Source organism: Achromobacter sp. K91 (assembly GCF_003576205.1).
In the GTDB taxonomy this organism is placed as follows: Bacteria; Pseudomonadota; Gammaproteobacteria; order Burkholderiales; family Burkholderiaceae_B; genus Achromobacter; species Achromobacter aegrifaciens.
The window spans coordinates 1-16,388 of sequence record NZ_QWFB01000048.1; the positions used below are offsets into that span (position 1 = coordinate 1).

At 67.3% G+C, this 16,388-nt stretch carries 14 protein-coding genes; 6 read left to right on the forward strand and 8 right to left on the reverse strand.

Annotated features, from left to right (window positions below; genetic code table 11):
• The 4 genes from DXK93_RS23055 to prfB form a co-directional block, all read right to left on the reverse strand.
• Positions 1 to 330 (reverse strand): preprotein translocase subunit TatB (locus DXK93_RS23055; RefSeq protein ID WP_119451318.1); only part of this gene is annotated, 330 nt, incomplete at its 3' end.
• 15 nt (positions 331 to 345) lie between these two features.
• Positions 346 to 1,869, reverse strand: coding sequence for a lysine--tRNA ligase (gene lysS, locus DXK93_RS23060; protein ID WP_054456145.1), 1,524 nt, complete (start codon positions 1,867 to 1,869; stop codon positions 346 to 348).
• A 10-nt stretch (positions 1,870 to 1,879) separates the two neighbouring features.
• Entirely contained in the window at positions 1,880 to 2,635 is a 756-nt protein-coding gene (locus tag DXK93_RS23065; RefSeq protein WP_119451232.1) for an SDR family oxidoreductase, read from the reverse strand.
• 41 nt (positions 2,636 to 2,676) lie between these two features.
• Positions 2,677 to 3,781, reverse strand: a protein-coding gene (gene prfB / locus DXK93_RS23070) for a peptide chain release factor 2 (protein ID WP_119451233.1) whose coding sequence is annotated in 2 segments (ribosomal slippage) — positions 2,677 to 3,699 and positions 3,701 to 3,781 — 1,104 coding nt in all. Because the reading frame shifts where the segments join, the coding sequence is not laid out codon by codon here.
• A gap of 257 nt (positions 3,782 to 4,038) precedes the next feature.
• On the opposite strand from prfB, the gene DXK93_RS23075 reads away from it, so the two are divergent.
• Complete coding sequence (locus DXK93_RS23075) at positions 4,039 to 5,349, forward strand: MFS transporter (protein ID WP_119451234.1); 1,311 nt, start codon at positions 4,039 to 4,041, stop codon at positions 5,347 to 5,349.
• Between the two features lie 92 nt (positions 5,350 to 5,441).
• Here the strand turns inward: DXK93_RS23075 and recJ are convergent, their stop codons facing one another.
• A complete protein-coding gene (gene recJ, locus DXK93_RS23080; RefSeq protein WP_119451235.1) occupies positions 5,442 to 7,142 on the reverse strand; it encodes a single-stranded-DNA-specific exonuclease RecJ in 1,701 nt (566 codons plus the stop codon).
• Positions 7,124 to 8,068, reverse strand: a complete 945-nt coding sequence (locus tag DXK93_RS23085) for a hypothetical protein (protein ID WP_119451236.1) — start codon at positions 8,066 to 8,068, stop codon at positions 7,124 to 7,126. Before DXK93_RS23085 ends, recJ begins: the two co-directional genes overlap by 19 nt.
• A gap of 178 nt (positions 8,069 to 8,246) precedes the next feature.
• Here DXK93_RS23085 and DXK93_RS23090 point away from each other — a divergent pair, with 178 nt between their 5' ends.
• From DXK93_RS23090 to DXK93_RS23100, 3 genes are read left to right on the forward strand one after another with little or no spacing between them, the layout of a single operon-like run.
• The gene (locus tag DXK93_RS23090) at positions 8,247 to 9,479 is read left to right on the forward strand and encodes a lipoprotein-releasing ABC transporter permease subunit (protein WP_233564600.1); all 1,233 of its coding nucleotides are present in this window, start codon (positions 8,247 to 8,249) and stop codon (positions 9,477 to 9,479) included.
• Complete coding sequence (locus DXK93_RS23095) at positions 9,472 to 10,161, forward strand: ABC transporter ATP-binding protein (protein WP_119451237.1); 690 nt, start codon at positions 9,472 to 9,474, stop codon at positions 10,159 to 10,161. Before DXK93_RS23090 ends, DXK93_RS23095 begins: the two co-directional genes overlap by 8 nt.
• Positions 10,162 to 10,201: 40 nt before the next feature.
• Positions 10,202 to 11,020: a TatD family hydrolase gene (locus tag DXK93_RS23100; RefSeq protein WP_119451238.1), complete on the forward strand. Its 819-nt coding sequence runs from the start codon at positions 10,202 to 10,204 to the stop codon at positions 11,018 to 11,020.
• Between the two features lie 12 nt (positions 11,021 to 11,032).
• On the opposite strand, the gene DXK93_RS23105 is transcribed toward DXK93_RS23100, so the two are convergent.
• A complete protein-coding gene (locus tag DXK93_RS23105; RefSeq protein ID WP_054456162.1) occupies positions 11,033 to 12,424 on the reverse strand; it encodes an ATP-binding protein in 1,392 nt (463 codons plus the stop codon).
• The gene (locus DXK93_RS23110) at positions 12,424 to 13,137 is read right to left on the reverse strand and encodes a response regulator transcription factor (RefSeq protein WP_054456165.1); all 714 of its coding nucleotides are present in this window, start codon (positions 13,135 to 13,137) and stop codon (positions 12,424 to 12,426) included. The genes DXK93_RS23105 and DXK93_RS23110 overlap by 1 nt, the downstream gene beginning before the upstream one ends.
• Positions 13,138 to 13,349: 212 nt before the next feature.
• On the opposite strand from DXK93_RS23110, the gene DXK93_RS23115 reads away from it, so the two are divergent.
• Both DXK93_RS23115 and DXK93_RS23120 read left to right on the forward strand, forming a co-directional pair.
• Positions 13,350 to 15,368 carry a ligand-gated channel protein gene (locus DXK93_RS23115; RefSeq protein WP_119451239.1) on the forward strand — a complete coding sequence of 673 codons (2,019 nt, stop codon included), beginning with the start codon at positions 13,350 to 13,352 and terminating at the stop codon, positions 15,366 to 15,368.
• A gap of 42 nt (positions 15,369 to 15,410) precedes the next feature.
• Positions 15,411 to 16,361 (forward strand): siderophore ABC transporter substrate-binding protein, encoded by a 951-nt coding sequence (locus DXK93_RS23120; RefSeq protein ID WP_082401124.1) that lies wholly within the window; start codon positions 15,411 to 15,413, stop codon positions 16,359 to 16,361.
• Positions 16,362 to 16,388 lie beyond the last annotated feature (27 nt).

The following is a 16,388-nucleotide window of genomic DNA, read 5'->3' on the forward strand; positions in this document are numbered from 1 at the left end:
AGATGTGTATAAGAGACAGCGCTTGAGGAACGCGCCTACGGCGCAGACGACGGCCAGCGCCAGCAGCGTGCCCGCCACGGGCAGCAGGAAATCCACCTGCCCGTGATAGCCGCCGCCGGTTACGCCGCCGGCCACGCCGCCCGCCCACAACAGGAAGGTCATGAGCGAAGCCGCCACCGACAGCGCCGCGGCGATACACAGCGCGATGAACGCCGGCCGACGCGGCCGCGCCGCCGGATAGGGGGAATAGGGCGAGCCGCTGCGGGGCTGTTTGATCCAGTAGACCAGCCCCGCCACGACCAGCAGCAGCATCAGGATCTTGAAGATCATGATGCCAGCGCCCGTTTAGTCTTCACGGCGCAGGTGCGGGAAGAGGATGACGTCGCGGATGCTGGGGCTGTCGGTCAGCAGCATGACCAGGCGGTCGATGCCGATGCCGCAGCCGCCCGTCGGAGGCATGCCGTATTCCAGGGCGCGGATGTAGTCCGCGTCGTAGAACATGGCTTCCTCGTCGCCCGCGTCCTTGGCTTCGACCTGCGAGCGGAAACGCTCGGCCTGGTCTTCGGGATCGTTCAGCTCCGAGAAGCCGTTGGCGATTTCGCGGCCCGTCATGAAGAGCTCGAAGCGCTCGGTGATGCCCTCGCGGGTATCGGAGGCGCGCGCCAGCGGCGAGACTTCCACCGGGTAGTCGATGATGTAGGTGGGGTTCCAGAGCTTGGCTTCGGCGGTCTCTTCGAACAGCGCCAGCTGCAGCGCGCCCAGGCCGGCGCGCGACAGCACCGGGCCGTCGGCGTCGGCGCCCAGCTTCTTGAGTTCCGCGCGCACGAAGGCCGGATCGTCCAGTTGCGCCTGGGTGTAGCCCGGCGCGTACTTGAGGATGGCTTCGCAGATGGTCAGGCGGTCGAACGGCTTGGACAGGTCCAGTTCGCGTTCCTGGTAGGTCAGCACGGCGCTGCCGGTGGCCGAGATGGCGGCCTGGCGGATCAGCTCTTCGGTGAAGTCCATGAGCCAGCGGTATTCCGCGAAGGCCGCATAGAACTCCATCATGGTGAATTCAGGGTTGTGGCGCGGGCTCACGCCCTCGTTGCGGAAGTTGCGGTTGACTTCGAACACGCGTTCGAAGCCGCCCACGATCAGGCGCTTGAGGTAGAGCTCGGGCGCGATGCGCAGGTACATTTCCATGTCCAGCGCATTGTGGTGCGTGACGAAGGGCTTGGCCGCCGCGCCGCCCGGGATCGGGTGCAGCATCGGGGTTTCCACTTCAAGAAAGCCCGCGTTCAGCATGAACTGGCGGATGCTGCCCACGGCCTTGCTGCGCGCCTCGAACGTGCGGCGCGTGGCGTCCGTCATGATGAGGTCGACGTAGCGCTGGCGGTAGCGCAGTTCCTGGTCGGCCACGCCGTGGAACTTGTCCGGCAGCGGGCGCAGCGACTTGGACAGCAGGCGCGCGCTGGCGGCGTGCACCGACAGTTCGCCCTTGTTGGTCTTGAAGACCGACCCTTCGATCGCGATGATGTCGCCGATGTCCCATTGCTTGAACGCGGCGTAGCTGTCTTCGCCCAGGGTGCCGCGGTCCAGGTAGATCTGGATGCGGCCGGTGCTGTCCTGCAGCGTGGCGAAGCTGGCCTTGCCCATGACGCGCTTGAGCATCATGCGGCCCGCGACCTTGACGGTGACGGGGTTGGCGGCCAGGGCTTCCTGCTCCTGGCCGTCGTACTTGTCGTGCAAGGCGGCGGCGCGGGCGTCGGGAACGAAATCGTTGGGGTACGCGACCCCGGCTTCACGCAGTTTGGCCAGCTTGGCGCGCCGTTCGGCGATCAAGCGGTTTTCATCCTGGGCGGGCGCCGGAGTGGTCGAGTGGTCGGTCATGGTCGGGGAATCAGTCGTAATTGCGGATGTCGTCGATCTCGGTCGTGCCGAAATCTTCGCGATCCAGGTAGGCGAGGATGCGGGAGGCCACGTTGGCGGGCGAGGACAGCTTGCCGGTCGCGTGGAACTCCTGGAACTTGGCCAGCGCCGGGAAGCTTTCCGGATCGCTGGAACGGATGGCGACCTGCATGTCGGTGTCGACGATGCCGGGGGCCAGCGCGACGATGCGCGCGCCGTCGGCGCCTTGCTCGGCCTTGACCACGCGCGAGTACATGTCGAGCGCGGCCTTGGTGGCGCAGTAGACGCCCCAGCCGGCGTTCGGGTTGCGGCCCGCGCCGGAGGAGATGTTGAGCACGCGGCGGTCGGCCTTGAGGTCTTCGACCGCGGCCAGGAAGCGTGCGGTGAGCAGCATGACGGCGCTGACGTTCAGGTTGAAGGCGGCGGTGATGGCCGCGCCGTCGACCAGCGCGTCGGTGCCGGCGATGGGGTGCACCGTGCCGGCGTTGTTGATCAGCAGATAGCGGCTGGCATCGCGCGGCAGCGACGCGCAGATGCGCTGCGCCGCCGCTTCAACGGCGTTCAGGTCCGAGAGGTCCACGGACAGCTGTTCCAGCTGCGCATCCTGCGAACGCGCATAGGCGGCCAGCTCGGGATCTTCCCGGCGCGCCAGGGTGATCAGGCGGGTGCCCGGTTTGGCCAGGCCGCGCGCCATGGCGGCGCCGATGCCGCGCGATGCGCCGGTGAGAATTGCAATGGTGTCGGACATTCGTGAACCTCTGGATGCGTTGAGGGGGAGTATCGCGAAACTTAGATGCCTTGCTTCAGGCTGGCCTGGATGAAGGGATCCAGGTCGCCGTCCAGCACTTTCTGCGTGTTGGAAATTTCAACGTTGGTGCGCAGGTCCTTGATGCGGCTCTGGTCCAGCACATAGGAACGGATCTGATGGCCCCAGCCCACGTCGGTCTTGGAGTCTTCCAGCTTCTGCTGCTCGGCCATGCGGTTGCGCATCTCGAGTTCGTAGAGCTTGGACTTCAGCATCTGCATGGCTTCGGCGCGGTTGCGGTGCTGCGAACGGTCGTTCTGGCACTGCACCACGATGCCGGTGGGCATGTGGGTCAGACGCACCGCCGAGTCGGTCTTGTTGATGTGCTGGCCGCCCGCGCCGGACGCGCGGTAGGTGTCCACGCGCAGGTCGGCGGGGTTCACTTCGACTTCGAAGGATTCGTCGACTTCCGGGTAGACGAAGACGCTGGCGAACGAGGTGTGGCGGCCGCCCGAGGAGTCGAACGGGCTCTTGCGCACCAGGCGGTGCACGCCGGTTTCGGTGCGCAGGTAGCCGAAGGCGTACTCGCCTTCGATCTTGATGGTGGCGGACTTCAGGCCCGCCACGTCGCCTTCGGATTCTTCCAGCACTTCGGCCTTGAAGCCCTTGCGCTCGGCGTACTTCAGGTACTGGCGCAGCAGCATGGAGGCCCAGTCCTGCGCTTCCGTGCCGCCGGCGCCGGCCTGGATGTCCAGGAAGCAATTCAGCGGATCGGCCGGATTGGAGAACATGCGGCGGAATTCCAGCGCTTCCAGCTTTTCCTGGAAGGCGTCGGCGTCCTGCTCGATGGATTCGAGGGTGGCGTCGTCGTCGTCGGAGGCGGCCATTTCGAACAGTTCGTTCGAGTCGGACAGGCCCGTACCCAGCGCCGTGAGCGTTTCCACCACGTCTTCGAGGGCTTTCTTTTCACGGCCCAGGTCCTGGGCGTGCTTGGGGTCGTTCCAGACCGCCGGATCTTCGAGCTCGGCGTTTACGACTTGCAGGCGTTCAGCTTTGGCATCGTAGTCAAAGATACCTCCGTAGAGCCTGTTCGCGCTCCGCGTAATCGGCGAGGCGGGCTGCGAGCTGGTTCTGACGTTCGGCTTCCATGATGATCCTGTCCTGATGACTTTTGTGCGAAACCAAACATTTTACCGTGCTTGGGCCAAGTGCGCGGCCGCGTTGGCGGGAAGGGGGACGGATCGCGAGCAGGCGGTTTCCCGGCGTGGACCCCAAGTTGTTCAGTTTTTTGTCAAGTCAGCGGTTCTAGGCTGCGTATAAGCGGTCCAGCCGTTCCTGATCGGGATGACCGGGCCGTAAAGGCGCCGGCGCAGCCGGCCTATCCCGACAGAGGAATGGAGACATAGATGGAAAATGCGATGGCCCCCGGGGTTTCGCCGGCGATCCCGGCGTCTGAGGAAGACCGGATCTACCGCAAGGTAGGCTGGCGGCTGGTGCCGCTGCTGGTGGTTTGCTACGTCGTGGCCTACCTGGACCGCGTGAACGTGGGTTTTGCCAAGCTGCAGATGCTGCAGGAGCTTCAGTTCAGCGAGACCGTGTACGGGCTGGGCGCGGGCATCTTCTTCATCGGCTACTTCATTTTCGAAATTCCCAGCAACATCATCCTGCACAAGGTGGGGGCGCGGATCTGGATCGCGCGCATCATGATCACCTGGGGGATCATCTCCGCCTGCATGATGTTCGTGACCAGCGTGCACATGTTCTACATCCTGCGCTTCCTGCTGGGCGCGGCCGAGGCCGGATTCTTTCCGGGCATCATCCTGTACCTGACCTACTGGTACCCCGCGGTGCGGCGCGGCCGCATCACGACCTTCTTCATGACCGCGGTGCCCATGTCCGGGCTGATCGGCGGGCCGATCTCCGGCTGGATCATGAGCACGTTCCATGGCGACCATGGCCTGTCGGGCTGGCAATGGCTGTTCCTGCTGGAGGGCATACCGTCGGTGCTGATCGGCGTGCTGGTGCTGATTTATCTGGATGACCGCATCAATAAGGCCAAATGGCTGACCGCCACGGAAAAGGCGGTGCTGATCCGCAATATCGCGGCCGAGGAACAGCAGAAGGAAGACCCGCCGATCCGCGCCGCGCTGGCCAAGCCGCGCGTCTGGGCGATGTCGCTGATCTACTTCTCGTTCGTGATGGGGCTTTACGGCGTGGGCTTCTGGATGCCGACCCTGATCAAGGGCACAGGGGTGCAGAGCCCGCTGGCCATCGGTCTGCTGACGGCGGTTCCCAACCTGTTCGCCGTGATCGGCATGATCCTGATTTCGCGCAACTCGGACCGCCACCGCGAACGCCGCTGGCACGTCGCGCTGCCCGCGCTGTTTGGCGCGCTGGGCCTGCTGTTGTCGGCGGTCTGGAGCGGCAATACCGTGCTGGCGATCGCTGCGCTGACGGTGGCGAACATCGGCATCTGCACGGTGCTGCCGCTGTTCTGGAGCCTGCCCACCGCCTTGCTCGGCGGCACGGCGGCCGCGGCTGGCATCGCGCTCATCAATTCGGTGGGTAATCTGGCGGGTTTCGTCAGCCCGTACCTGGTGGGTTGGCTGAAGGACATGACCGGCACCACCAACACCGGCCTCTACATGCTGTCGGGCTGCCTGGTGGTGGGGGCGCTGGTGGCCCTGGCGCAGCCGGCGAAGCTGGTGAACAAGTAGGAGGGAGCGCGCGGCCTGAGACGAGAGTTCAGGCGCCCGCCGCGCGCAACCCTACGCCGGTCGCGGCGGGCCCGCCTACATGGCGGGCCTTGTTAGCCCGCGTGCTCGATCACCAACTGCACCGACACCATCCCGTTCCACACGTTCTGCTCCAGCCGGTATGCCGCCTGGATGTGTTCGGGCAGCGACTGGTCGTGGCCGAACCAGATCGCGTCGAAGCGCTGGTGGCCGCGCTCCAGCGATAGTTTCAGGTGCTTTTCCCCAACCAGGCGCTGGTTGCGCACCACGAACTCGTCCAGGAACAGCGGCGCGGCGAAGCCGGCGCCCCAGACCTGCTGCTGCAGCATGCCGGCCACGTCGGCGTTGGCGTAGCCGGTGTCCAGCGAGCCGTCGGTCTCGATCACCGGCTCGAAGGTGTCGCGGCCCGTCAGCTCGCGCACGGCGGCGTCGAACGCGGGGGCGAAGGCCGCGAAGTCGTTGCGGCCCAGCGTCAGGCCGGCCGCCATGGCGTGGCCGCCGAACTTGCGGATCAGGTTGGGATGGCGCTTGGACACCAGGTCCAGCGCGTCGCGCAGGTGCACGTCGGGAATGGAGCGGCCGGAGCCGCGGATTTCATCGTCGCCGGCGGGCGCGAAGGCCAGCGTGGGGCGCCAGAATTTTTCCTTCAGGCGCGAGGCCACCAGGCCTACCACGCCTTGGTGCCAGCCCGGATCGAACACGCAGACCGTAGCGCCGGCGGCAGCGTTCGGCTCTTCCATGGCGGCCAGCGCCTGTTCGCGCATTTCGGCTTCGATGGTGCGGCGCTCGCGGTTGATGTTGTCGAGCTCGCGGGCCATTTCCAGCGCCTGCGCCTCGTCGTCGGTGGTCAGGCAGGCGATGCCCAGGCTCATGTCGGCCAGGCGGCCGGCCGCATTGATGCGCGGGCCGAGCGCAAAGCCCAGGTCGAAGCCATTGGCTGCGCGCGGCTCGCGTCCGGCCACGGCGAACAGCGCGCGCAGCCCGGGCTGCAGGCGGCCCGCGCGCATGCGTTGCAGCCCTTGGGTGACCAGCAGGCGGTTGTTCGCGTCCAGCTTGACCACGTCGGCCACGGTGCCCAGGGCCACCAGGTCGGACAGCGCGTCCAGGCGCGGGCCGCCATCGGCCGCGTAGACGCCGCGGCGGCGCAGCTCGGCGCGCAGCGCCAGCATCATGTAGAAAATGACGCCCACGCCCGCCAGGTTCTTGGACGGAAAGCCGCAGCCCGGCTGGTTCGGGTTGACGATGGCCAGGGCCGCCGGCAGCGTGTCGCCCGGCAAGTGGTGGTCGGTGATCACCACACCGATGCCGGCCTCATTGGCCGCGGCCACGCCGTCCACGCTGGCGATGCCGTTGTCCACGGTGATGATGATGTCGGGCTTGCCGGCGCGGTGCCGGACCGCCAGCTCGACCACGGCCGGCGACAGGCCGTACCCGGTTTCGAAGCGGTTGGGCACCAGGAAGTCCACGTCGGCGCCCATGGCGGACAGCGCGCGCAGTCCGACCGCGCAGGCGGTGGCGCCGTCGCAATCGTAGTCGGCCACGATCAGCAGCTTCTTGCCTGTCTGGATGGCGTCGGCCAGCACGCCGGCGGCGTGGTCCGAATGCGTCAGGCCGTTGGGCGGCAGCAGCGACTTCCAGGCGAGCTGGGTCTGATCGGGATGGGTGACGCCGCGGGCGGCCCACAGACGGGCCAGCAGCGGGTGGATGCCCGAGGCTTCCAGGATGCGGCAGGCTTGCAGGTCGGGCGTGCGGACGGTTAAGCGGGGTGAGACCACCAGGCGCTCCAGTTTTTCTTGGGCGCGGGCAGCAAGCCGAGCAGGCCCCCGCGCGGTTTCAGGGTGAGGGCGACCTTGCGGTCGTCGCCCAGCAGCAGCAGTTCGGCGGGCGCGGCCGGCAGGCCTTGCTTGCCGGCCAGCGGGCGCAGATGCTGTGCGTCCAGCGCGGCCAGGGCGTCCAGCCAGGCGGCCCAGTCGCCGGCCCGCTGGGGGGCGTCCAGGTTGCTGTAAACCTGCGCCGGGGCCGGCTGGGACTGCGTCCAGGGTTTGCCGCCGCCATACAGCCACAGCGCATTGACCGGAGGCAGGCCGCGCGCCGCGCGGGCGTCGTTGACCGGGTGTTCGTGCCAGGCCATCTGTATTTCATTGAGCAGCCGGCGCCACGGGCGCGCTTCCGCGTCCTGGCGCCACCAGTCGTTCAGGCGCTGTCCGGCCACGGCCAGCGGGCTGGCGGTCTGCGGCCGCAGGCCCTCCGGCAGGCGCAGGCGCCAGCGTTCGGGCGAGAGCGCTTGGACCTCGAAGCCCGTGTCTTCGAACAGGGGGCGGGCGGTCTCCAGCAGAGCAGCCGTTTCCTCGGCGCGCAGTTCCATCAGGCCGGGGTCCAGCAAGGCGGCCTGGTCCGTGCCCAGCGCCAGGTGGACCAGTTCGGCCAGCCAGACGGGGCCATCGCCCCCGGTTTGGGCGCCGGCCAGCAGCGGACCCAGTCCGGCGCCGGGCGGCAGGCCCGCTTCGGGGACGTAGCCGGCGCGGGCCAACTGCCAGGCTTCGTAGGGCGTACAGCCTTGGGCGCGCACGTCATGGGCCTGGGGCCGGGCGGCGCCGGCCTGGAGCCAGCCGTGCAGCGTGGGCGCGCGTTCGGGCAAGAGCTTGGCCAGTTCGGCGGCGACGGGAAGGGCGGGCAGGGCGCCCGGAATGACGATCAGCATGGGCGCGATTGTAGTCCGCGCGGGCCGCGGGAACTAAGCGGCGTCCGCCACTGCCATAGCTTGAAACGCCTGGTCTCGGAACCGCACATCCGCGGGGCGGAATCCAGGCGGTTAATGCCATAATGCGCTCGTGCTGAAAATACCCTACGAACTATGGATAGGCGCCCGCTATGCCGGGTTGGCCCGAATCCGCCAGCGACGCGGCCGCCGCGATCGCTTCATCTCCTTCATCGCCGCCAGTTCCATGGCGGGCATCGCGCTGGGCGTTGCCGCCCTGATCGTGGTGCTGTCCGTGATGAACGGCTTCCAGAAGGAAGTGCGCGACCGCATGCTGTCGGTGCTGCCGCACATCGAACTCTACATCCCCGGCGCGGCGCCGGAGCGGGTGCTGGAGAGATGGCAGGAGTTCGCTTCCGCCGCCGAGAAGAATCCCGCCGTCAAGGCCGGCGCTCCGTTCGTGGCGGCGCAGGGCATGCTGGTGCGCGGGCAGGCCTTGCGCGGCGTGCAGGTGCGCGGCATCGATCCGCAGACCGAAGGCAATGTGTCGGACCTGCCGCGCCAGATGGTGTCGGGCAAGCTCGCCGACCTGAAGCCCGGCAGCTTCGGCGTGGTGCTGGGCAATGAACTGGCCGACGGCATGGGCGTCAAGCTGGGCGACACGCTCCTGATGATGGCGCCGCAAGGCTCGATCAGCCCGGCGGGCTTCACGCCGCGCATGCGCCAGTTCACCGTGGTAGGCGTGTTCTCGTCCGGCCACTACGAATACGATTCTTCGCTGGCCTTCGTCGACGACGAGGACGCCGCCCGCGTGTTCCGCGACAGCGGCACCGCCGGCGTGCGCCTGCGCATCGCCGACATGCAGCGCGCGCCGGAAGTGGCGGCCGAATTGCAGAAGGTGCTGCCGCCCTACATGATGGCCAGCGACTGGTCGCGCAACAACCGCACCTGGTTCGCGGCCGTGAAGACCGAAAAGCGCATGATGTTCCTGATCCTGGCGCTGATCGTGGCCGTGGCCGCGTTCAACCTGCTGTCGTCCCTGGTCATGGCCGTGAAGGACAAGCAGTCCGACATCGCCATCCTGCGCACGCTGGGTGCGGGACCGCGAGAAATCGCCCGCATCTTCCTGGTGCAAGGGGCGCTGATCGGCGTGATCGGCACGCTGCTGGGGGTCGCGGGCGGCATCCTCATTGCCTATAACGTGGACGTGATCGTGCCGTTCATCGAAGGTCTGCTGGGCGTGCATTTCCTGCCGCGCGAAATCTATTTCATCAGCGCCTTGCCGTCGGATCCGCAGATGGGCGACATCGTCACCATCGGCGTGACCTCCCTGGTGCTGTCGCTGCTGGCGACCCTGTACCCCAGCTGGCGCGCCTCGCGCCTGCAACCCGCTCAGGTGCTGCGCCATGACTGACATGCTGACTCCCGCGCTGCAGGCCGACAACATCGTCAAGGTCTACGACGAAGGCCCTGCCCGCATCGAAGTGCTGAGCAACGTCAGCCTGACCGTGGCGCGCGGCGAAATGGTCGCCATCGTCGGCGCCTCCGGCTCCGGCAAGAGCACGCTGCTGCATATCCTGGGCCTGCTGGACGTGCCCACCAGCGGCTCGGTGTCGGTGGACGGCCAGCTTGCTGTCGGGCTGTCCGAGGCCCGCAAGAGCGCCGTGCGCAACCGCAGCCTGGGTTTCGTCTACCAGTTCCACCACCTGCTGCCGGAGTTCTCAGCGCTGGATAACGTGGCGATGCCGCTGATCGTGCGCCGTGAAAGCCGCGACAAGGCGCGGCAAGCCGCGCACGAGGTCCTGGGCATGGTGGGCCTGGCCGCGCGCGAAGGTCACTTCCCGGGCCAGCTGTCCGGCGGCGAACGGCAGCGCGTGGCGCTGGCGCGCGCCCTGGTTACGCGGCCCGTCTGCGTGCTGGCCGACGAGCCCACCGGCAACCTGGACCGCCACACGGCGCACAATATGTTCGAACTGCTGACGCGGGTGAACCAGGAGTCCGGCACGGCGTTCGCCATCGTCACGCACGACCCGGAACTGGCCGCCCGCGCCGACCGCCAGCTGCTCATGGAAAACGGCCGCCTGGTTTCGGGTTAAGGCGCGCCGGGGGGATAATCCGGGCAAGGAGGTCGCGCCCATGCTGATCGATACCCATTGCCACCTGGATGCCGCCGAGTTCGACGCCGACCGCGAGCAAGTCGCCGACGGCGCCTGCCAGGCAGGCGTGCAGTCCATTGTGATTCCAGCGGTCGAACGCGCCAATTTTTCCGTGGTGCGCGAGCTGGCCGGCAAGACGGCCGGTGGCGCCTATGCGCTGGGCATCCATCCGCTATACGTCCAGCGCGCCAGCGACGCCGATCTGGAAGCGCTGCGCGCTGCCGTCAAGGATGCGCTGGGCGATCCTCGCTTCGTCGCCATCGGCGAGATCGGCCTGGATTTCTTCGTTCCCGAAATAGCCTCCGGCGAACCGCGCGAGCGCCAGGAGCGCTTCTACGCCGCGCAACTGGCGCTGGCTGCCGAGTTCGGCCTGCCGGTGCTGCTGCATGTGCGCAAGTCGCAGGACATCCTCTTGAAGTACCTGCGCCGCCATCCGCGCATCGGCGGCATTGCGCACGCCTTCAACGGCAGCGCGCAGCAGGCGCAGGCATTCATAGACCAGGGATTCGCGCTGGGCCTGGGCGGCGCCATGACCTATGAGCGCGCCTTGCAGATACGCCGCCATGCGGTGGACGTGGACCTGGCCCACCTGGTGCTGGAAACCGATGCGCCGGACATCCCTCCGGCCTGGCTGCATCCGCCGCATCGGCGCAATGCGCCTGCCGAACTGGTCCGCATCGCGGCCACGTTGGCGGAATTGCGTGGCATCACGCCGGCGCAGGTGGCCCATGCCACCACCGCCAACGCCATGCGTGTATTGCCGCGGCTGCCGGCCGCGATCCTGGCCGACGCCGACTGATCGACCCTGGCTTCAGCCGTTCAGGCGCGGCAGTTCCAGCCGCACGCTCAGCCCCTGTGGCGAAATATTGCGGGCCGACATCCTGCCCTTGTGCGCGGCCACGGCGGCCTGGGCAATCGACAGGCCCAGTCCGGCGCCGCTGCCCGGCTTGCGCGCGCCCGAGGCGGTGCGATAGAAGGGCTCGAACAGCGATTGCAGCTCTTCGGCGGCCACGCCGGGCCCATGATCCTCGATCTCCAGGCAGGCTTCGTGCGCGTTCGACAGCAGGCGCACGCGGATCGCGCTGTGCGCGGGCGCAAAGCGCAGGGCGTTGCGCAGTACGTTCTCGATGGCGCTGGCCAGGCTGCAACGGTCGCCGACCAGGGGCACGGGCGCATGCTGGCTCCACTCTATGCGGATCTGCCGGCCGCCAGCCTCAAAGCGTGCGTCCTCGACGACGTCGGACACGAGTTCGGCCAGGTCCAGGGTGTCAGTAGGCACGGGCAGGGCGCCCAGGCGCGCAAGCCGCAAGGTGTTGCCGACCAGCGCGTCCAGGCGTTCGCATTCGAGTTCGATGCGGTCCAGCTGCAGATCCTGGCGCTCGTCCTTGCGCCGCGCGAGCTCCGCCGCCAGCCGCAGCCGTGCAAGCGGCGAACGCAGTTCGTGTGCGATGTTGTGCAGCAGCTGTTCGCGCGTGTCGACCAGCGCCTTCAGCCGGTCGGCCATGGCGTCGAAGTCGCGCGCAAGCTGGCCCAGTTCGTCCTTGCGGCGGGCCAGCTTGGCGGGCGTGTGCGCATCCAGCCGCCCCGCGGACAGGGCATGCGTGGTCTGGCGCAACTGCGCCAAGGGCGCCGTCACGTGGCGGCTCAGGGCCCAGCAGAACGGTGCGGTCACCGCCAGCGCGAACAGCACCAGGGCCAGCGCCACGGGCGACAGGGCCAGCACTTCCCAATGCGATGAATCGAACGGCAGGAACAGCAGCAGCAGTTGCGAACCATCGGGCAAGACCAGCTTTTGCGGTTCCCACCAGGAAACGCGCTCGCCGGTGGGGTCGGCGGGAAGGTAGTCGGCTTTCGGCGAACGGTCCGGCCCGGCGCGGAAATCGCTCAGCCAGTCTTCCATGCGGGCGGGCAGCCGCCGGCCCAGGATGTCCTTGTCCTGGGCGTCCATGACGTAGATCTTCAGCGCCGAGTAGCGCCGGTCCATGGCTTCGACCCAGCGTTCCAGGCCATCCACGCCCTCGCTGCGGGCGATCTGCGCAGCATCGCGCGTGAGATTGCCGGGATTCAGGCCATCCAGGGAATTGAAGCGGTACCAGGCGACCGCGGCCGTCAGCACCATGCCGCAGACCAGGATGACGGCCATCGCACCCCAGAAGGTCAGGAAGGCGCGTCCGAATAGCGAGCGGGTGGGCAGCCAGGCCATCAGTCAGCGCCCGCCAGCACGTAACCCAGGCCGCGCAGGTTGCGGATCGCCAAGGTCTCGGCGCCGCCGTCGCTGCGCAGCTTCTTGCGCAGCGAGCTGATGTGGGTGTCGATGCTGCGGTCGTAGCGGTCCGGCTTGCGGCCCAGCGCGTACAGGCCGATCTGGTCGCGCGCGACCACTTGGCCGGGCGTGCGCATGAGGATTTCCAGGATGCGCTGTTCGGCGCCGGTCAGCGGGATTTCGCTATCGCCCATCCGCAGCACGCCGGTGGCGGCGTCCAGCGACACTGCGCCCAGCGCCAGGGCGGGGCGGGCCGTGTCCGGCACTTCCTCGAAACGGCGCAGCACGGCCGTGATGCGGGCCTTGAGTTCGCGCGGACTGAAGGGCTTGGCCAGGTAATCGTCGGCGCCGAACTCCAGGCCCAGCACGCGGTCCGTCTCGCCGCCGTGGGCGGTGAACATGATGACCGGCCGGCGCGAGCGCTGGCGGTATTGCTTCAGCAGATCCAGCCCGTTGCCGTCGGGCAGCATCAGGTCCAGCAGCACCAAGTCGTAGTCGTCCTGAGCCAACAGGGCCAGGCCCTGCGTGCCGCTATGCGCCAGGGTGAGCTGGCAGTGACCGGGTTCCAGGTACTCGCGCAGCATCTGCGCAAGCTCGACATCGTCGTCAATCAGCAGGATGCGGCGAGTCGCCGGTGCGTGGGAAAAAGGCATGCGTGTCGTCGGTTCTGCATCCGGCAGTTTGGCTTATGGCCGCGGGCCGGAGTGTCAAGAAGTTCAAAGAAGATAAAAGTTGCGGAAAGCGTGTTGCTGGCTCCCGGCAGGTCCAATTCTAATATGAGAATGGTTTTCATTAATAAATACGGGGCAGGACGGACGCCGCACGCGGGGTGGGGCGCGGGCCTGGGACGGGAGAAACTGGAATCATGAGCAGCAAAGAATTGGTCGCCGGCCGGCGCGGTCCGGGTTCGCGCACGCAGTTGGCGGCAGCCCTGTGCGCAGCGGGTTTCGGCGTGGCGCAGCCCGCGTGGGCGCAGAGCGCCGACACCGCAAAGACGCTGGATACCGTGGTGGTGACGGCCTCGGGTTATGAACAGCAGATCCAGGATGCGCCGGCATCGATCAGCGTGATCACCCGCGAGGACCTGGACAAGAAGTTCTACCGCGACATCAACGACGCGCTGGTGGACGTGCCAGGCGTGATCGTCACCGGCGGCGGCGATCGCCAGGACATCAGCCTGCGTGGCATGGGCCCCAAGTACACGCTGATACTGATCGACGGCAAGCGCCAGAACTCGCGCGAGACCCGCACCAACTCGGACTCCACGGGCGTCGAAGGCGGCTGGACCCCGCCGCTTTCCGCCATCGAGCGCATCGAGGTGGTGCGCGGCCCCATGTCCTCGCTGTACGGCTCGGACGCCATGGGCGGGGTGATCAACATCATCACGCGCAAGGTGCCTTCGGAGTGGGGCGGCGAGATCCGCCTGGACACCACCATCCAGGAAAGCAACAAGTCGGGCGACATCTACCAGGGCAACTTCTACCTGTCCGGCCCGATCAAGACGGACCTGCTGGGCCTGCAGATCTACGGCCAGGCCACGCAGCGCGACGAAGACGACATCGTCGACGGCTTCCGCAAGCGCAACTCGGAAAGCGTCACGGCCAAGCTGGCGCTGACGCCCAACCGCGACCACGACATCGTGCTGGAAGCGACCACCATGCGCCAGAAGCTGCACGAAACGCTGGGCAAGACGGTCGAGCCGCTGCCGCCCGGCCAGGCTTGCGGGCGCAATGGTTGCCCGGCCTCGTCCGATACCGACTACCGCAGCAACAAGTGGGCGCTGTCGCATACCGGACGCTGGGGCTGGGGCGTGTCGGACAGCTATGTGCAGCAGGAAGAGTTCGACAACCGCTCGCGCCAGATGAAGATCAAGAACCTGGACATCCAGACGAGCTGGACCTTGCCCCTGGGTTCGCACATGCTGACCCTGGGCGGCAGCTACCTGAGCCAGCGCCTGAATGACCAGACCGGCAACCAGCTGGCCAACGGCCCCAGCAAGGTGGACCGCTACCAGTGGGCCTTGTTCGCCGAAGACGAATGGCGCCTGACCGAGACCTTCGCCGTCACCACCGGCCTGCGCATGGACGAAGACGAGAACTTCGGCACGCACTTCAGCCCGCGCCTGTACGGCGTCTGGCACATGGCCGACCGCTGGACCCTGAAGGGCGGCGTGTCCACCGGTTTCCGCGCGCCCGACCTGCGCCAGACGGTGGCGGGCTGGGGCCAGGTCAGCCGCGGCGGCAATATGTACGGCAACCCGGACCTGACGCCCGAGAAGTCGGTGACCGAGGAAATCGGCATCCTGTATGACGACGGCGAAGGCTTCAACGCCGGCCTGACGATCTTCAACAACGACTTCAAGGACAAGATCACCCGCGTGGCTTGCCCGGCGACCCAGTGCACGGACGGCCCGAACCAGTTCGGTTCGGACCCGACCACCTACATGAACGTGGACAAGGCCAATTCGCGCGGCGTGGAAGCCAACCTGAAGCTGCCGCTGTCGCGCGACTGGTCCCTGACCAGCAGCTACACCTTCACCAAGTCGGAGCAGAAGTCGGGCCAGTACAAGGGCCAGCCGCTGAACCAACTGCCCAAGCACCTGTTCACCACCACGGTGAACTGGCAGGCCTCGGATGCGCTGCAGGCATGGGCGCGCCTGAACTACCGCGGCAAGGAAAGCCAGCCCATCACCGGCCCCTCGTCCTCGTCGGTGGTCGCGCCTTCCTACACGTTCGTGGACCTGGGCGGTTCGTACCAGGTGAACAAGACGGTGGCGGTGTACGCCGGCATCTACAACCTGTTCGACAAGCAGGTCACGTACGACGACTACGGTTACGTCGAGGACGGCCGCCGCTACTGGCTGGGCGTGGGCGTCAAGTTCTGAGTTTGAAAGGGCGCCTGGCGCCCGCAACATGAAGAGGTACGCATGAAGAAGCAAATGCAGGCAGGCCGCGTCCGGCGTTGGGCGATGCAGGCCGGGGCCGCGCTGGTCCTGGGCGCCGCCACGGCGGTATGCGCCGCGCAGGCGACGGTGCCGGTGAAGCACGCGCGCGGCGAAACCGCCGTGCCGGCCAACCCGGCGAAGACAGTGGTGATGGACCTGGCCGTGCTGGACACCCTGCATGCGCTGGACGTAAACGTGGCGGGCGTGCCGACGGTGGCCAAGTGGCCGCCGCAGCTCAGCCAGTATGCCGATCAGCGCTACCTGAAGGTGGGGTCGATGTTCGAGCCCAACTACGAGGTGATCCACGCCGCCGCGCCGCAACTCATCTTCGTCGCGGGCCGCTCCGCGCCCAAGTACGACGAGCTCGCCAAGCTGGCGCCCACCGTGGACCTGACGGTCAACGCGAAGGACCTGGTCGGCAGCGTGACGCGCAACACCGAAACGCTGGCCGCCATCTACGGCAAGCAGGATGTCGCCAAGACCAAGCTCGACGCCCTGCGCGCTTCGATCGCGGACCTGAACGGCAAGGCGGCCAACGCCGGCACCGCGCTGATCGTGCTGACCACTGGCGGCAAGATGAGCGCCTACGGTCCGGGTTCGCGCTTCGGCGTGATCCACGACGCCTTCGGCATCAAGCCGGCGACGACGGGGCTGAGCGTGTCGAACCACGGCCAGGCGATCTCGTTCGAGTTCATCGCCCAGACCGACCCCGACTGGCTGTTCGTGATCGACCGCGACGCCGCCATCGGCCGTGAAGGCGTGTCGGCCCAGCGCATGCTGGACAACGAGCTGGTGCGTCCGACCAAGGCCTGGAAGAACAAGCGCGTGGTTTACCTGAACGGCTACAACTGGTACCTGCTGGGCAGCGCGGGCCTGACCGCCATGCAGCAGAACGTGGACGAGATCGCGGCCGCGCTGGCCGCGGGCAAGTAAAGCCTGATGCGTGAGCGGCGGGAGTAA